General features: G+C 67.1%; 15 protein-coding genes and 2 riboswitches. Of the genes, 7 read left to right on the plus strand and 8 right to left on the minus strand.

What is annotated here, in order from left to right; all coding sequences use genetic code 11:
* Positions 1-115: 115 nt before the first annotated feature.
* Positions 116-784: a M15 family metallopeptidase gene (locus tag ABZ806_RS27825; RefSeq protein WP_500220351.1), complete on the minus strand. Its 669-nt coding sequence runs from the start codon at positions 782-784 to the stop codon at positions 116-118.
* A gap of 6 nt (positions 785-790) precedes the next feature.
* Positions 791-977, minus strand: a riboswitch (cyclic di-AMP (ydaO/yuaA leader).
* Between the two features lie 270 nt (positions 978-1247).
* Between ABZ806_RS27825 and ABZ806_RS27830 the strand changes: the two genes are divergently transcribed.
* Together ABZ806_RS27830 and nicT are read left to right on the plus strand one after the other, a co-directional pair.
* Entirely contained in the window at positions 1248-1832 is a 585-nt protein-coding gene (locus ABZ806_RS27830; protein WP_500220352.1) for a TetR/AcrR family transcriptional regulator, read from the plus strand.
* Between the two features lie 140 nt (positions 1833-1972).
* Positions 1973-3142 (plus strand): Nickel transporter NicT, encoded by a 1170-nt coding sequence (nicT, locus tag ABZ806_RS27835; RefSeq protein ID WP_500220353.1) that lies wholly within the window; start codon positions 1973-1975, stop codon positions 3140-3142.
* 169 nt (positions 3143-3311) lie between these two features.
* On the opposite strand, the gene ABZ806_RS27840 is transcribed toward nicT, so the two are convergent.
* The gene (locus ABZ806_RS27840; protein ID WP_500220406.1) at positions 3312-4604 is read right to left on the minus strand and encodes an MFS transporter; all 1293 of its coding nucleotides are present in this window, start codon (positions 4602-4604) and stop codon (positions 3312-3314) included.
* A 306-nt stretch (positions 4605-4910) separates the two neighbouring features.
* Between ABZ806_RS27840 and ABZ806_RS27845 the strand changes: the two genes are divergently transcribed.
* Complete coding sequence (locus ABZ806_RS27845; protein ID WP_500220354.1) at positions 4911-5111, plus strand: hypothetical protein; 201 nt, start codon at positions 4911-4913, stop codon at positions 5109-5111.
* Here the strand turns inward: ABZ806_RS27845 and ABZ806_RS27850 are convergent.
* The 3 genes from ABZ806_RS27850 to ABZ806_RS27860 form a co-directional block, all read right to left on the minus strand.
* Complete coding sequence (locus ABZ806_RS27850; protein ID WP_500220355.1) at positions 5108-6142, minus strand: abortive infection family protein; 1035 nt, start codon at positions 6140-6142, stop codon at positions 5108-5110. The genes ABZ806_RS27845 and ABZ806_RS27850 overlap by 4 nt on opposite strands.
* Before the next feature lie 94 nt (positions 6143-6236).
* Positions 6237-7529 (minus strand): MFS transporter, encoded by a 1293-nt coding sequence (locus ABZ806_RS27855; protein WP_500220356.1) that lies wholly within the window; start codon positions 7527-7529, stop codon positions 6237-6239.
* The gene (locus tag ABZ806_RS27860) at positions 7526-8656 is read right to left on the minus strand and encodes a PLP-dependent cysteine synthase family protein (protein WP_500220357.1); all 1131 of its coding nucleotides are present in this window, start codon (positions 8654-8656) and stop codon (positions 7526-7528) included. Before ABZ806_RS27860 ends, ABZ806_RS27855 begins: the two co-directional genes overlap by 4 nt.
* Positions 8657-9554: 898 nt before the next feature.
* A riboswitch (cyclic di-AMP (ydaO/yuaA leader) is annotated at positions 9555-9704 on the plus strand.
* A gap of 375 nt (positions 9705-10079) precedes the next feature.
* Between ABZ806_RS27860 and ABZ806_RS27865 the strand changes: the two genes are divergently transcribed.
* The 4 genes from ABZ806_RS27865 (at position 10080) to ABZ806_RS27880 (ending at position 13022) form a co-directional block, all read left to right on the plus strand.
* Positions 10080-10868 carry a peptidoglycan recognition protein family protein gene (locus ABZ806_RS27865; RefSeq protein ID WP_500220358.1) on the plus strand — a complete coding sequence of 263 codons (789 nt, stop codon included), beginning with the start codon at positions 10080-10082 and terminating at the stop codon, positions 10866-10868.
* A gap of 224 nt (positions 10869-11092) precedes the next feature.
* A complete protein-coding gene (locus ABZ806_RS27870) occupies positions 11093-11770 on the plus strand; it encodes a hypothetical protein (RefSeq protein ID WP_500220359.1) in 678 nt (225 codons plus the stop codon).
* A complete protein-coding gene (locus ABZ806_RS27875) occupies positions 11767-12444 on the plus strand; it encodes a hypothetical protein (RefSeq protein ID WP_500220360.1) in 678 nt (225 codons plus the stop codon). Before ABZ806_RS27870 ends, ABZ806_RS27875 begins: the two co-directional genes overlap by 4 nt.
* A 5-nt stretch (positions 12445-12449) precedes the next feature.
* Positions 12450-13022 (plus strand): hypothetical protein, encoded by a 573-nt coding sequence (locus tag ABZ806_RS27880; protein WP_500220361.1) that lies wholly within the window; start codon positions 12450-12452, stop codon positions 13020-13022.
* A gap of 173 nt (positions 13023-13195) precedes the next feature.
* Here the strand turns inward: ABZ806_RS27880 and ABZ806_RS27885 are convergent, their stop codons facing one another.
* From ABZ806_RS27885 to ABZ806_RS27895, 3 genes are all read right to left on the minus strand, one after another.
* Positions 13196-13888 carry a DUF305 domain-containing protein gene (locus tag ABZ806_RS27885; RefSeq protein ID WP_500220362.1) on the minus strand — a complete coding sequence of 231 codons (693 nt, stop codon included), beginning with the start codon at positions 13886-13888 and terminating at the stop codon, positions 13196-13198.
* Between the two features lie 276 nt (positions 13889-14164).
* Positions 14165-15211 (minus strand): AbiJ-related protein, encoded by a 1047-nt coding sequence (locus ABZ806_RS27890; RefSeq protein WP_500220407.1) that lies wholly within the window; start codon positions 15209-15211, stop codon positions 14165-14167.
* Positions 15108-15455, minus strand: a complete 348-nt coding sequence (locus tag ABZ806_RS27895) for an AbiJ-related protein (protein WP_500220363.1) — start codon at positions 15453-15455, stop codon at positions 15108-15110. The genes ABZ806_RS27890 and ABZ806_RS27895 overlap by 104 nt, the downstream gene beginning before the upstream one ends.
* Positions 15456-15870: the final 415 nt, after the last annotated feature.

The raw sequence follows: 15870 nt of genomic DNA on the forward strand, positions 1-15870 counted from the left end.
GGGGGGCTAGGGTGTCTCTGCGTCCCTGGCCCCTTCGCGGCGGGGGGGGGGGGCCGTTTTAACCGGGGGGGGGGGGCCCGGGCCGGTCGCGCCCGGCCCACCCCGGAGGAATCCGCTAGGCGTCCTGGCCGACGTCGAACTCCCAGTGCCACGGTTCGAACGGGCTGCTGAAGGCCCATTCCGGATGTACCCAGTCGTACTTCTTCGAGTTGGCGAGCATCCACTTGAACTGCGGCGACTCATCGTTCTGCACACCGCCGCAGAAGTCGGCGGCGATGGCGTACCCGTGCTTGCTGCGGCCCGGTCGCGCGGCCATGCCCGCCGGCATGCTCTCATAGAGCTGCTTCTGCTTCGCAAAGGTGCGGTAGGAGCTCCTCAGGCACACGTCCTTGCCGAAGCGCTTCTTATAAGCCGCATTGAGCTTGTAGAAGGCCACCGCCGCGTCGGCTCGCAGGAACTCTCCCTCCTGAGGCAGCGGACAGAGGTCCCGAGTCGGGATCCGTCCGTTCGCGTACTTGCGCTTCTTCGCCTCCGAAGGCTTGCAAGTGGCCGGCGGCTTGGCGGGCTCGGCCTTGCTCTTGTCGGTCTGAGGCGCGTCTCCCTGCTTGGACGGTTCCTCCCCTCGGTCCGCGGCGAGTATCGCGGGCCGCGTGGTGCGGGGCGCCGGGTCCTCTGAGTCACCGCTCGGCATCAGGCCGAGCGAACCGGCGAACACGCCGGCGAGAACCACCCCAGAAACGGGGGCAGTGAGATTGAACTGTTTCTTGGCATGCCGAGGTCTCACGGCATCTTCTCCTTCCATACCGCCTACCGGGTTAGCTGACGGATTCGGGCATGGAAGCTGCCCTACGACCCCACTTCGATCATGATGAGGAGAGGTCGATTCACCCCTGCGAGGTGCCAGGCCTCGTCGACCTGGATCGTCCTCGCGCTGGTTCCCCGGCTCCGCACGGACGCGGACTCGGCGTCGCCGCCTTCACCTGACCACCGGGTCGCACTACTGACGAGCCGGATCGCGAGCCGCCGTTCGGCTCGGTGGTGAAGCGGGCACTGATGTGTGGTTTCGGCGCATGGCAAGCACCGAATTGGGACGGACCATATCAAACGCTCAAGACGATGCAAACAGCGAGCAAACAGCCTGCGCTGTTCAGCGGCATGATCGGCATGTTGGTGAGGGCAGCCCTGCCCTTACCTGCTCGGGGATGGCGCCGCAAGTGAGAGTCATGGGTCTCAATTACGATGCACGTATGACGCAAGGCCCGGCCGCGCTCGATCCTCGGCTCATCGATGCGACGGAGGCCGCCATCACCCGGTGGGGGCTCTCCGAGACGACGCTTGAGCGAATCGCCGAAGAGGCGGGCATGTCCCGGGCCACCATCTATCGTCGCAAGGTGACCCGCGACGAACTCATCGCGGCGCTCACGGAGCGGGCCGCCGAGACCTACCGGGCCGCGATGTGGCCGGCTCTGACCAGCTCGGGGTCTGGAGCCGAGCGGCTGCGCACCGCACTGACCGCTATCTGCGAGGCGGCGGACCGTCACCTCGATCTGCTGGCCGGCATGTTCTTGGCGCATGGAGAGGTCTTCCATCGACCGGGCCCAGAGGCGTTGCTGGTCGACGTCTTCGCCGAGCCCCTGGAACGACTTCTGCGCGATGGCGCGGCCGACGGTTCCCTTCGGGCCCTCGACGTCACGGTCACCGCAACGGTTCTGTTCAATACGGTCGGGTGGGGATACATCCACCTACGCGCCAGCCACCACTGGGACTCGGACACCGCCCGCAAGGCCGTCATCGACCTGCTACTCGGCGGCCTCGTCGTCCAGCAGCCCTAACGCGAACCGCCCTCGTCGGGGCGGCCCAGCGACCTCACTGCCCACCGCGCACGGCCTCAGATGCGAACTTCTTGCAGCTACAAATCTCACGCATCTACTATGCGGCGTAGGAGATCGGACTTCCGAGCATAGGCGGGTAGATGGGCAGGGGAACCCCGGTGGTCCGGCAGCGGCGTCCATGGACGGGGCTTGACCTCACCCGCGCCGAGTGGACGCGTCTTGCCGGGATGGCGGCCTTCATCGCCGCGCTGCACATCATCGGCTGGTACACGCTGATCGTGCTCATCGCGCCGCAGCACTACGAACTGGGCGGAGCGGGCGCCTACACCATCGGCCTGGGAGTCACCGCCTACACGCTGGGGATGCGGCACGCGTTCGACGCCGACCACATCGCGGCGATCGACAACACCACACGAAAGCTCATGGCCGACGGCCGTCGCCCGCTGTCGGTGGGCTTCTGGTTCTCGCTGGGGCATTCGAGCATCGTCTTCGCCCTGTGCGTACTCCTCGGATTCGGCATGCGGACCCTGACCGGGCAGGTCGAGGACGAGTCGTCCACGCTGCAGAGCGTCACCGGGCTGATCGGCACGCTCGTCTCCGGCGTGTTCCTGGTAGTCATCGGTCTGATCAACCTGATGATCCTCGGCGGCATCGTCAAGGTCTTCCTCGCCATGCGCCACGGCCAGTACGACGAGCACGAACTCGAAGAGCACCTGAACAAGCGCGGGTTCGCCAACCGCATCCTGGCCGGCATCACCAAGGCGGTGCGGAAACCGTGGCACATGTACCCGGTCGGGCTCCTGTTCGGCCTGGGATTCGACACCGCCACGGAGGTCTCCCTCCTGGTCCTCGCCGGCGGAGCGGCGGCCTTCACCCTCCCTTGGTACGCCATCCTGACCCTCCCGATCCTCTTCGCTGCCGGAATGTCCCTCCTGGACGCCATCGACGGCTGTTTCATGAACTTCGCCTACGGCTGGGCCTTCGCCGAACCGGTCCGGAAGGTGTACTACAACATCACGATCACGGCGCTCTCCGTGGCCGTCGCCATGATCATCGGCGTGCTAGAGCTCACCGGCCCGCTGATCGAGAAGCTCGGTGTGACCCGAGGTCCGCTGGCATCCCTGGGCGGCCTCGACCTCAACTACGTCGGGTACGCCATCGTCGCTCTGTTCGTGGTGACCTGGATCATCGCCCTCGTGATCTGGCGCTTCGGACGCATCGAAGAGCGCTGGAAGACGACGCCCGCGCCTGCGACACCACTTGAATCGACGGCCGCCGGCCCGCCGGACGGGCTGTCACGCGGGGACTGATGAGACGGCCCTTCCGGCGTCCGGGATCAGCGCGTCGTCGAAATCCGTCGCTGGCCGCGAACACGCCCCGGCGATCTTCTCGACTTCCTCGATGATCGAGCTGAAGCAGTGCCCGCACGTCATGCCTACAACGATGTAGGGAGCCTGGTTCCGGGGCGCGGAACGACACCTAGTGGGCGTGCGGGACACCGGTCATCTGCGGCTTGCCTGGCGGGACCAGCCAGAGGGACGCGATGGCGGCGGTCGCCGCGGCGATGGCGAACACGGCGAACGCGGTGGTGAAGCCGTCGATGGAAGGGACTGCTGCGAGACCTGTGGCGGCGATGGTGGACGCCACCGCAACGCCGATCGCGGCACCCAGCTCGTGGAAGGTGTTGATCACGCCGGAAGCGAGACCCGCCTCCGCGTGGTCGACGTGAGCGAGTGCGGAGGTGCTCGCCGCGACGAACACCGGCCCCACGCCCGCAGCGGCGATCACGATCCCCGGAAGCAGTTCTAGACCGACTCCGCCGTCCGCCGACAGGCCGGTCAGCAGGCCGGCGCCGACAGTGACCAGGGCCAGGCCCGCCACCGCGACGGGGCGCGTGCCGATGGAGCCCACGAGGCGTCCGGCGACGTGCGCTCCGGCACCGGTTCCGAGGGCGGCGGGAAGGAACAGCAGGCCCGTCTCCATGGCGCCGATGTCGCGCGCGTGCTGCAGGTACTGCGACCCGAGGAAGAACAGTGAGATGAGCAGCCCGGAGGCGACGAGCATGAGGAAGGCACCGGCGGCCACGGGACGGCGGGCCAGCATGGTCACGCGCATCAGCGGCGTCTTCACCGTGCGCTCGATCCAGCCGAAGCCGCCGTACAGCAGGACGGCGGCGGCCAGCGGGACGAGGGTGCTCGCGGCGGACCAGCCGTCGTCCCCGGCGTTGATCATTCCGTAGATGAACGCGGCCGTGGCGGCGGTGACCGTGCCGGCGCCGAGCAGGTCGAGCCGCTGCCGGGACGGCCGCGCGGCGTGACCGCGCACCACCATCGGCAGCGTCACCAGCAGGATGAGTCCGACGGGGACGTTGACGAAGAACACCCATCGCCAGCCAGGTCCAGCGGTGAGGACGCCACCCAGCAGGACCCCTGCGGCAAAGCCCACTCCCCCGAGTGCGCCCCACACGCCAAGCGCCTTGTTGCGTTCAGGGCCGTGGAACATGGTCGCCACGGTGGACAGTGCCGCCGGGGACAGCAGTGCCGCGCCGATCCCCTGCGTAGCCCGGCCGCCGAGCAGCAGCGTCTGGTTCTGTGCGAGGCCGGTGGCCAGCGAGGCGAGGGTGAAGACGGAGAGGCCGATCAGCATCATGCGGCGGGCGCCGATGGTGTCGGCGAGCCGGCCGCCGAGCAGCATCAGGCCGCCGAAGAAGAGGGTGTAGGCCGTGACCGTCCAGGTCAGGACGGAGCGGCTGAGCGACAGGTCGACGCCGATGTCGGGGAAACCCGAACATCACTGTTCGGGTTAGCGGCGACGCTCCGGCACCAGCCGGTCAGGAGGTTCCTCATGACTCACGGCTCGTCCACGCATCACCACGCCCCGGCCCCTGCGGCACCACCGGATCCACGGCGTTGGCCGGCGCTCGCCCTGATCAGGCCACGTTCACCACCGTGACGTCCAGGATCAGCATGAACTGAGCCACGCACGACCTGGCCGCTGATCGGCAGGTTCGGCCGCCTGTACAACGCCGCACGGCGGAGCCTTCCGGCCGAGGAGGTCCGGCAACCGCACGATCCGCCGATGGCGCACGTCCGGGAGCTGGTCGTCCAAGGGCGGGATGCCGGACGGTTCCGCACCGACCTTCCCGTGGAATGCCTCGTCAGCACCGTCTACGCACTGCTGCATGCCGCAACGGAGGAGGTTTCCGCAGAAAGCTTCAGCCAGGCCGAGGCCCGCGAAGCTCTCGTGAAGACCTTGCTCGGCGCCTTGCGCGCCGACTAGGCGTTCTCGGCTGCCGCGGCCACCTCGCGGGCGAGGAGCAGCCAGTCGTCACGCGCCGCCGGCGGCAAGTAGGCGGCGCTCGCCCTGAGGCGTTGTTCGAGGCCGTAGTCACCTGCGAAGGGGTCTTGCGCGAGTGAAGGCGCACTCGTTTCGGCGAGCTTGCTCCGCAAGCTGTCGATCAGCGCGGTGACCTCCTCCGGAGGAAGTGGCGCGAGCACGCGCGAGGCCCAATCGGCCGACCATTCGTCCACGGTCAGGCGCCCGCCCGGGTCGATGAACAGCCCCTCGAAGACCGCACTCCGATATGCGGCCGGCCAGATCGTCATATCGCGACTCCGAGCGCACTCCTCAACGCCGTCTTGGCGAACGACGAAGGTCTCCCGCATCGCGCGCTGCGCTACGGCGAGCCCGATCCGGCGTTGCACGGGCGGGTCCAAGGCGGCCAGGCCGGCCGCGTCCAGACGCTTCCCGAGGTCGCCGCGGCGGAAGGTCGCGTGTTCGAGGTCCTGGATCAACGGCTCGGGCATCGAGAGCGTGAGGACGCCGAGCCGGCGGAGCGCCCACCGGGACCACAGCAGTGCGCCGTCAAGGCAAAGATGGACCATCTCCTCGGTGACCGCGGGTTGCTCGGACCGTCCGTGACCTGTTCCGTAGGCGTTGCGGATGGCACCGAGCTGGGTGGCGATGCCCTTCGCGCTCTGGACGAGCTGCCTCAGCTTCTGATCGTCGCTGAGGTCCGGGTCCGGCAGGCGTTCCAAGGCCTTGTGCGCCTGGATGACGCACTTGTCGAAATCGATCAAGGCTCCGGTGGCCTGCCCACGCGTCGACATCACGATCTTCGCGATCGCCTCGACCAGTTCCTTGGCCGTCCCGATGCACAGCGGGCGGTCGCCGGTCTCCAGGGCCAGTGCGAGACGTTGCTGCTGCGCCTCGATCACCAGCCACGCCTCGTTCTTGATTCCGTTCGGGCGTTCGAGGGTGAGCTGGTACACGAACGGCGGCATCGGTGTGCCGGGGGTGGATGTCGTCACTCGTTCCTCTCAGCGCGACTAGTTCAGCGCGGTGCTGGACTGATTCAACACCTCGCGCCCCAGCTGCCTCACGCCCTTTGGGGCGGCCGCTCAGTCAGCCGGGAGTTGCGGCGCGTTCACGTGGGCGTTCACGTCCCGGAGCAAGCCGTCCGGCGCGGGCCAGGGCACGGATGGCCAGAGCGCAAGCGATGCCCACCACGGCGAGGGCCAGCCACGGAAGGCTGGGCACTCCGATGACCCGGCCCGCGTCGAGGGCGGCCCCCGTGAGCATGTTGCCGAGCGCGATGCCGATGCCGGAGACCGTGTTGTAGAGGCCGTAGTAGGTGCCGATCATCTCGTCCCGCCCGAGCGCCGCGATGGTGGCCATCTCGAACGGATACGTCACCATGGTCGCGAGCGTGAGCAGTGCGGTGCTCAGCAGGATCGGCGCGATCGCCTCCGCATAGCTCGCCGGCCCGTCTGGCGGTGATGCCGTGGCCGGCGCCAGGACTGCGGCCAGTCCCATCGGGACGAACGAAAGCCCCATCAACGCCAGCCCGCGGACGAGCGCCTGCGCCGAAGTCCAGCGCGCTTTGACCCAGGAGGTGACCCGCACCTGTCCCAGCACGGCCATGCCGCCGGAGACGACGAAGAGCAGGGTGACGCCGAGTTCGCCGCCCGTCACCCGGCGGACCTCGATGGGCAGCCCGAGGTAGACCTGGAAGTTCAGGACGTACGAGCCGGTCATCGCCAGGGAGAACAGGACGAAGGCACGGTTGGACAGCGCCGTCCGCCAATCCCGGACGACGGACCCGCCGACGCCGGCGCGGCTGCCGCGCCGGGCCGGCAGCGCCTTGGCCTGCGCGATGGCCAGCACCGCGAACAGCCCGGCCGCGACCATGCAGGTGAGCTGGAACGCGATGCCCCCGAGCAGCAACCCGATCAACGGCCCGACCAGGATCCCCAGCTGGTAGAAGACATTGAACGCCGCGAAAGCCTCGACCTTGCGTTCGCCGGCTTCCTGAGCCAGGTAAGCGCGCACGGCGGGATTGAAGAAGGCTCCGGCAAGGCCGGTGAGGGCCGAGGCCAGGATCAGAATGGGCAACGCGTCGGCGACTCCGAGCAGGGCGAATCCAACGGTGCGCAGCACCAGACCCGTGAGGATCATCGGCTTGTAGCCGAGCCGGTCGGCGAGGCTGCCGCCGACCAAAAACATGCCCTGCTGGCTGAGGTTGCGCACGCCCAGGGTCAAGCCGACGAGCCACGCCGCGAACCCGAGGCCGCTGGACAGGTGATCGGCCAGGTAGGGCATCAGCATGTAGAAGCCCAGGTTGATGGTGAGCTGGTTGACCATCAGCAGCCGGATCGGACGGTCGAACGACCACAGCTGGGACCATGTCGCCCTCACAGCGCGGCCTCCGCACGTGCTCCGGCCGGTGCCGTCACGTTGGCGCAGAGGGTCCACCGCGTGACCTCGCGCTCGGCGGGGTGCGTGATCACGTCGGGCTTCTCGCTCGGGACGGTGCCCATCAGGTCGTGCCGGGAGCAGTATCCGTCATCGAAGACCGTCGCGAAGTAGCGCTGCGGTCCGTCGGGGAAGACGGCCGCGATCTTGTGGTGCTCGGATTCCGACCGCGCGATCCACGAGGCCACGAGCGCGACCGCCCCCACGCTCCACCCGCCGGTGGTGTATCGGGCTTTGGCGAGCTCCCGGCATGCCCAGACGGCTTCGGCGGGCGCGACCCAGTGCACCTCGTCGAACGCGGCGTAGTCCACGTTGCGCGGGTAGATGCTGCTTCCAAGGCCGCGCATGAGCCGCGGCCTCGCCGGCTGCCCGAAGATGGTGGACCCGACCGTGTCGACCCCGACGACCCGCAGTTCCGGGAACATCCGGCGCAGAACCCGAGAGGTCCCGGCGCTGTGACCGCCGGTGCCGACACTGCAGACGAGCGCGTCCACCTGGCCGAGTTGGCCGGCCAGTTCGAGCGCGAGCCCTTCGTAGGCGGCGACGTTGTCGGGGTTGTTGTACTGGTCCGGGCAGTAGGCGTCCGCCTGCCGTTCCCGCAGCTCCTGGACGCGTCGCCGACGCGCCTCCTGCCAGCCGCCCGTGGGATGGGGTTCCGCCACCACGTCGACCGTCGCGCCGTGCGCGCGCAGCAGGTTGACCATCAGCGGCTCCATTCCCGGGTCCGTAACGAGCGTGGCGGGATGGCCGTAGGAGATCCCGGCGAGTACCAGGCCGAGCCCGAGCGTGCCGCTGGTGGATTCGATGATCGGCGTTCCTGAGGCTAGATCGCCGCGCTCCCGGGCGCGGGCGACCATGTGGAGGGCCGGACGGTCCTTGATCCCGCCCGGATTCGTGCCTTCGATCTTGGCCCAGAAGCCGTTCGTGCTCCCTCCGGACAGATCCGGAATCCAGAGGACGGGAGTGTTCCCGACCAGGCGCGCAGGCGACCGGCAGGTGCCGGCTCCCGTCCCTCGGGAAGCACCAAAGCCCTTCGATTGCCCTGGTACGTGCAGATCGATCGCGTCCAACGTTCTCTCCTGAAGGCTCAGCTCAGCAGCGCGGATGTGGTTGCGAGGCGGTCGTCGCCGGTTGTCCCTCAGCGGGCATGCCGAGGAGGAAGATCGGAGAACTTCGTCCTCCGCTATTCCGTCATCGACAAGGGCGCATGACCTGGCCGATCACAGCCGCGCCAGGCAGATCAGGTTCAGGAGACGGGTCCCGTTGGGGCGAGGCGGTACGCATCGTCGACGCAACGCGGCACAGGAACTCCGCAGGAACATCGCTGCCGCATCTCGCTCTCCCCTCACCAAGAGGATGGCGAGTCCGAGGAACGCGGCAATGAGAAGCATGACAACCCGGCTGCCCTCGGACGGGAGAGCCGTCGAATCTCCGCAGTCATCATGCGGCTCGGGAGGAAGGCTCTTCGTCGCCGCTCCGCCCGAGTTGCCAGGCTGACCGTCGGCGTGGGCACTCAAGGCGGCAGAGGGTACCGTGCGCCCCGCCGTCCCAGCCGATTCTTCTGAGTGCAGACCAGGCAGGCAGAGCACGAAGTGGAGCGCGGACAGCGTGACCAGCAGGAGCGACAGACCGCCTCCTGACGAGGGGCCGCACCCCTGCGAAGCACGCTGAGTTAGGTACACATCACATACTGTAGCCATCTCCTACGTGTCGTAGGACGAGACCCCGCCAAAGTCCCGTATGGCTCACTTCATCCCTGAGCCAAGCTCGGAATCGATGGCGCACGAGCGACCCGCTCCCTTGGAGCTCCCATCCCGGAACCCGCGTCACTCACAGGCGAAGACCCAGCCTCGGGCGGAGTGGCCCGGCGTAGATCACTATTGAATTTTACCTTTGCCGACTTGGACGCACGGAGCTCCATGTACTAACTTGCCTAGTAGTCGGCCAGGGAACGCCGCTCCACAGGCGACCGGCCGAACGCCTAATTCCATGGCGCCCGACGCCCTGGAAGCCGGGGACCCATCCTTCTTGGGGTGAATCCGCGACCAAGGCCGCGGTAGGGCCTACTCCTGGCCCGAACCCGTCAGCTAACCCGGTAGGCAGTCAAGGAGAGGAGAAAGCGTGAAAAGGCAGTACGCTCCCCCAGTTGCCGACCGTCCTGCGCCTGACTCCCGAACGGTCAGCCGTCCGGGCACCTGACCTGGCACAGCGTAGAGCGCCGGAAGACAGCAGAACCGCAGACTCTGTTGATTCCGATCGTCTGACGAGGACCATCCCCACGCATGCTGATGCAGCGTCTTCCTCGTAGCGTGCACGTGCGCAACTAATTCATTTGACCTTCATTGTCCACGGCTCCAGCCGGGGCAGGCCCCGCATGCGTTAGTGCACGCACTATCCCCTGCTGACCACAGGCGGCGACTTCCGCCTGCCCTTCGGCATGCCATTCCCATGACATTGGCCGCGCCGTGGGGCGATCCCCTCGGAGGAATTCCGATGAACTACGACGGACGGCATCGCGCCGACGGCTCCACGAACGGCGCCGTACCTCGCCGAACTCTCCTTCTGGGCGGCCTCCTCGCGGCCGGCGCGGCATTCGGCGTCCAGGAAATGCGGGGCTCGCCTCCGGCGCGGACAGCGCAACGAGCCGCCGCGAGTGGCAAGGAGGGCGCGGCCGGGGGCAGGCGATCTCGCGCCTCCCGGAACGCACGCACGGCATCCGCCAAGTCTCCGCTGATCCACCCGACCAAAGAGTGGGGGGCCGGCAAGCCGGAAAGAACCGCGACCGTCCGCCGGCGTCCTCCCAAGTACATCGTCGTGCACCACACCTTCACCGACAACGTCGACGACTACTCGCTCGCACGGGCAGAGCGCCTCGCACGCGCGATCCAGAATGCGCACAAGGGACGAGGATGGGGCGACACCGGACAGCACTTCACCATCAGCCGGGGAGGCCACATCCTGGAGGGTCGTACGGGCAGCCTCGCGGCGGCCGAACGGGGCGAGATGGTAGTCGGCACGCACGTGAGAGGCGCGAACGCCGACACCGTGGGCATCGAGTGCGAAGGCACCTACAACACCGTCCTGCCTCCGCAACGACTGCGCGATTCCCTGGTCAAGGTCTGCGGTTGGCTGTGCGAGCAGTACGACCTCAACCCGTATGAGGCCATCGTCCCGCACATGAAGTTCAACGACACCGATTGCTGCGGCTACAAGTTCGCCCCCACCCTCCCGAGCCTCCGCAAGGACGTCGCCAAGGTCGTCTCCCCCAGGTTGCTCCGCTGACGCCAACCGCTTCGACGCGTAACCCTCCGTACTGAAACAACTCGGCTTTCGCTCACGGAGGAGCAGCGGTCGAGATCTCAGGAGGGCTTTCGGGCGGCCGTATTGGAGTCACACCTTTCCTCCTACATTGCGTAGGAGTACGGTCCGGACGGCATGTCTGATCGCCGGCTGCCGGGGGCGCCGACCCAGGCATGCCACCCGATGATCAGGTCCACCGACGAGAGGTGAGACATGCGCAGGGCCCATGGGCGATCCCCCTGGCCACCACCCTGACGATCGCCATGAGCGGTCTCGGGGACGCAGCCGCCAGCCCCACGCCACCAACCGCCAAGACGAAGATCAATGGAGGTTCCGCCGATCCCGAGAGCGGCGGCCGTGAAGCCGACGACCAGCACGGTGGAAGCGAAGGGCACCTCCCCGGCTCCAGCAAGAACGTGAAGCTGGTCGGCGAACTCGACGTCAGCGGCGCGACCGGCCAGGACCGGCCGGGACACATCGCCGACCTAGCCGTCAGCGGCGACCACGCCTACCTGGCGGCTCGGCGCCTCAACACCGACCCATGCGGGAAGGGCGGCTTCTACACGGTCGACATCTCCAACCCGGCGAAGCCGAAGGAGGTCTCCTTCACCGAGTTCCCGGCGGGGTCATATCCGGGTGAGGGGATGCAGGTCATCAAGATGCGAACCGCCGCGTTCAAGGGCGACATCCTGGTGACCAACAACGAGATCTGCTCGGACACGGGATCACAGGTCGGCGGGATGTCTATCTACGACGTGACCGACCCGCGCCACATCGTCCCACTGGCGATCGGCGAGGGGACACCAACGACGGCGAACTGCCGACGGCTCGTCAGGAGCACAGCGTCTTCGCCTGGCAGGCCGGGCGCCACGTCTACGCCATGATCTCCGACGACGAGGAACAGGCCACCAGCGACGTCGACATCATGGACATCACCGACCCGTCCAACCCGACGCTGATCGCCGAGACGAGCCTCACCGACTGGCCCGGCGCCCAGAAACCCCTGGCCAACGGAGAGACCGTCTTCCTGCACGACATGGTCGTCAAGAAGATCAGGGGCCACTGGCTGGGGCTGCTGTCGTACTGGGACGCAGGCTGGGTGATCCTCAATCTCGACAACCCGGCCAAGCCGGTCTTCGTCAACGACTCCGACTACCCGGACCCCGAGAAGCTCCTCGGCTTCAGCCCGCCGGAAGGCAACGGCCACCAGGCCGAATGGACGCGCAACAACCGGTTCATCGTCGGCACCGACGAGGACTTCTCCCCCACCCGGACGTCCTTCCAGATCACCGCTGGGCCGAATGCCGGCACCTACGGCGCAGGCCAGTTCGACTGGACGGTCCAGATCGACACGCTGCCCGGCAAGACCTTCGAAGGCGCCAAGACCGTCTGGGCCGGGAGCGGTGCGAAGAGGACGTCGACGGCAACGGCACCAGTGACCGCGCCGAGGTCCCGTCCAAGGCGACCACCGGCGCCGATGTCGCCGTCTTCGTCCGGGGCGGCTGCTTCTTCTCCAAGAAGGTCGAGTCCGGCCAGCTCGCCGGATACGACAAGGTGATCGTCGTGCAGAGCCACGGCGCGACGAGCAATGGCCTGTTCCCTGACGGGTTCCTGTGCGGAAGCCAAGGGCACCAGTTCACCGTCACCGCATCCGCCGTCTGCGTCGGCCACCGCGCAGGGCACCTCCTGTTCGGTGACACGCCCGAATACTCGTCGACGCCCGAGGGTGCGGACTTCCCGGCCCTGGGCACGATCGGCGCCGGGGTCAAGGCCCAGTCGAAGTTCGACGGCTGGGGAACCGTGCACCTGCTGGACGGCAGGACCCTCAAGGAGATCGACAACTACGCGATCAAGGAGGGCCTGGACCCGGCCTATGCCACCGGACACGGCGATCTCACGGTCCACGAAGCCGCCACCGACCCGGCCGACAGCCGCCTCGCCTACCTGTCCTACTACGCGGGCGGGATCCGAGTGATCAAGGTCGGCCGCCAGGGCATCCGCGAGGTCGGCCACTACGTCGACGACGGCGGCAACAACTTCTGGGGCATTGAAGCCAAGAAGGTCAGGGGGCGTACCTACATCTTCGGCAGCGACCGCGACAGCGGCCTGTGGATCTTCCGCTACACCGGACACTGAGAGCCCGGAGGCAGGCAGGCTTGCCCCTACGGCGCGCCTGCCTGCCCCGCGTCAGCCCCCGCGATCTCGGCCTCGGCGGCGGGCCACGACCGAGATCGCGGGCCCGCGGCGCGCGTCCGCTGCTGCAGCCGAACGCAGACCTGGATTCGAGATCTGGACCATGCCGTGAACGGTCAGGATCGTCGCCCGATTATCGGCCTGCAAGAGAGCTTCAGCACCTGACGTACTGCCGGCCGATCACTGTTCAGTCTGCCGACACGTCCGGTCTCCCTCCTCGGATGTCCCGTACACGGCGTCAGCAGCCGGTTCATCTCGGATACTTCACCAACTTGGCCTTCTTTGGCGGTCCTGGCGAGATTGATGGCGAACGAATCGCGACCGTGCAGCAGTTCGTCTGCCGCCTCCGAGATGCCCTGGGCATGATGCATGCGCATGAGTATCAGGAACAGCCGATCGACCCGGACCCCGCGCGCCTCGCGCAGCATCTGCAGGTTCTGCTGGTTCAGCTTCCGGACGGGAGGCGGAGGCGGCATCGGCTCGGCATTGCGCTCCTTGAGCCAGGACTCCATCTGGCCGACCTGGCGGGTCTGTACCTCGACAATGTGCGCGGCGAGCCGACGCACCTGTTCCTCGGTGGCCCGCTCCCCCGCAACCTTGGCCATCCGCACGGCCGACTGGTGATGAGGAAGGAACATGGCGACGAAGCTGACGTCGTGCTGCTCGGTCCGCTGGCGGGTCGCAAGATTCGTACCTTCCCCCCTGTCGCCGAGGAAGCCGAGGCAGCGGGCGACAGGGCCAGCGAGCCGACCACCGCTGTGACGGCGGCCAGGCGAGTCGGTCGACGCCGTAGAGCCGATACACCCCAAGTAGCCACAAATTCTCCCAACTATCTCGGACGGTGGCCGCTGTTCATTGAGTCGGCCAACAATGCCTGGCCCACCTCAGCAAACGTGCTGATGCCCGAAGCGATACTGCACCCCAACAGCGCCCCGCACCCGGCCACACGCCGCGACTTTGACACATCTTTGGGTGCCACCCCGGCAGCCCCTTCAAAGCTCTGACTGTTCCAGGCCAGCTCGGCCTTTCGCCACTAACCGTGAAAATCCCGCTGGTTTACGCGCTTCAGCAAGCCGCCCATATGGTCAGGGGCGCGGAATGAGTGTGCGCGTCAGGTCCTCTCTGAGACGCTCCTTCAACATGGCGGTGTCTTCGGTTTGCTCGGAGGCGATGCGTACCGTCTGGATTCCGCAGCGCAGCCAATGCCTGTCCCGGTCCTCGTCGTCGGCTTTGCGCATGCGTGCATAGTGGTGCGGGCCGTCGACTTCCAGAACGACGGCGCGGCCATTGCCGATGACGACGAGGTCAGGGCTGCGTACGCCGGCGTCCCGGAGTTTCACACTCGGCAAGGGCAGGATGGCGATCGCATTTCGGGGCGGGCTCTCCCGCTGGATCTCCTTGAGGACCTGGTAGACGACAAGTTCCGCCCTACTGCCGAACACCAGTCCGTCCTGCGTGGGATGACCGTCACCGATCTGCCTCTCGCGGCGACCCTGATTGGTCGGAGTCGAGGCAGACCTTATGACGGCCTGCCGCCAGTCGCGGCCGACGTCAGGAAGTGGAGGGACGGCCGCTTCGACCACAAGAGACTGGACGTCTTCGCGTTGGAGGCGCTGGAGGACACTCGCCAGGTTTCGCCAGACCAGGTCGGTCACCGGCGAAGTAAACTCGGGAACAAACTCGGCTTCCACGGTCAGGACCGCTTCATAGGTATCAGCTCTCCAGTTGTCACCGGGCGTCGGGTGGAAGAAGCCGCCGTCACGGCGCAGAGTGAGTGTCGCAGCGCGGACCAGCTCTTGAGCAATTCCCTGGTTACCATTGCGGAGCAGATAATGGACTTGGCCGAGGACGAGATCGAGTTTTGTAGCGTCGTCGTCCCTGAGTGGCAGAGGGATGATCGGACTAGGAGCACTGCCTGTCGAGACCGCTGTGTAGATAGGTCGACCCGACAGGAACTCATGGGCTCGCAGTACCCAGCCGTCTGGCGCGAACAGCCGGTTCAGTTCGTCAACCTGCCGGGCCGCCCGGTCAACATCGGGTTGCACCTCGGGATGGACCATCCGGGCCAGGAAGACCAGGAGCACTTCGTCCGGTCCGTCCGCAAGCTGAACCGGGAGTCCTCGAGGGCCCAGTCATCCCCCAATCGTCGTTGTTGACCCGGTGCTGGATGATGTCGCGGCGCACCGCTCTGTATCGCGAGTCGTTCGACGGCAAGGCATCCAAGTCGTACAGACTCTCCAGGAAGGCGACCTCATCCAGCCTGCCCCACCACGGACCGCCCAATCCGCGTAGGTAGTCGAAGACGTCGCGCCGGGTGACTGCGGTGATCTTCTTAGAGTTGTTGTTGCGTCCAGAGCGGATGTCGGGCTGTGCCATGGTTCAAGAATGGCTTCCCCACCGGCCGGCGTGCCGGATGTTGACGCATCTGGAGAAGTCCGGGACCGCCCGGGACTGAGGCGGGCGGATGGTGCGCGACGGCCGGCGGGCGCTCCGTGCGTGGCCAGGCGCGGATGTCGGCCTTTCTGGCGCTGTCGAGCCTCGGTAGATGCGCGGCCGGTGGAGTGCCAGGACCCCGATGGCTCCCCGACGACGACCACGGCGACACCGCCGAGCATGGCACCCAGCTCGAACGGTGACGTCACTGAGGGCCGAGGTCATGCCTTGCTTGGCAGCGGGCGGAGCGACGACGATCGCGTCCGTGGCCGGTGTGGCGGCATAGGCGACACCAGCATCGATCAGTACGCCACCCGCCAGCACCGGCCGTACACCCGATTTTGATCGAGTAGGGCAG

The sequence above is a fragment of the Spirillospora sp. NPDC047418 genome (assembly GCF_040643275.1).
GTDB lineage: Bacteria > Actinomycetota > Actinomycetes > Streptosporangiales > Streptosporangiaceae > Spirillospora.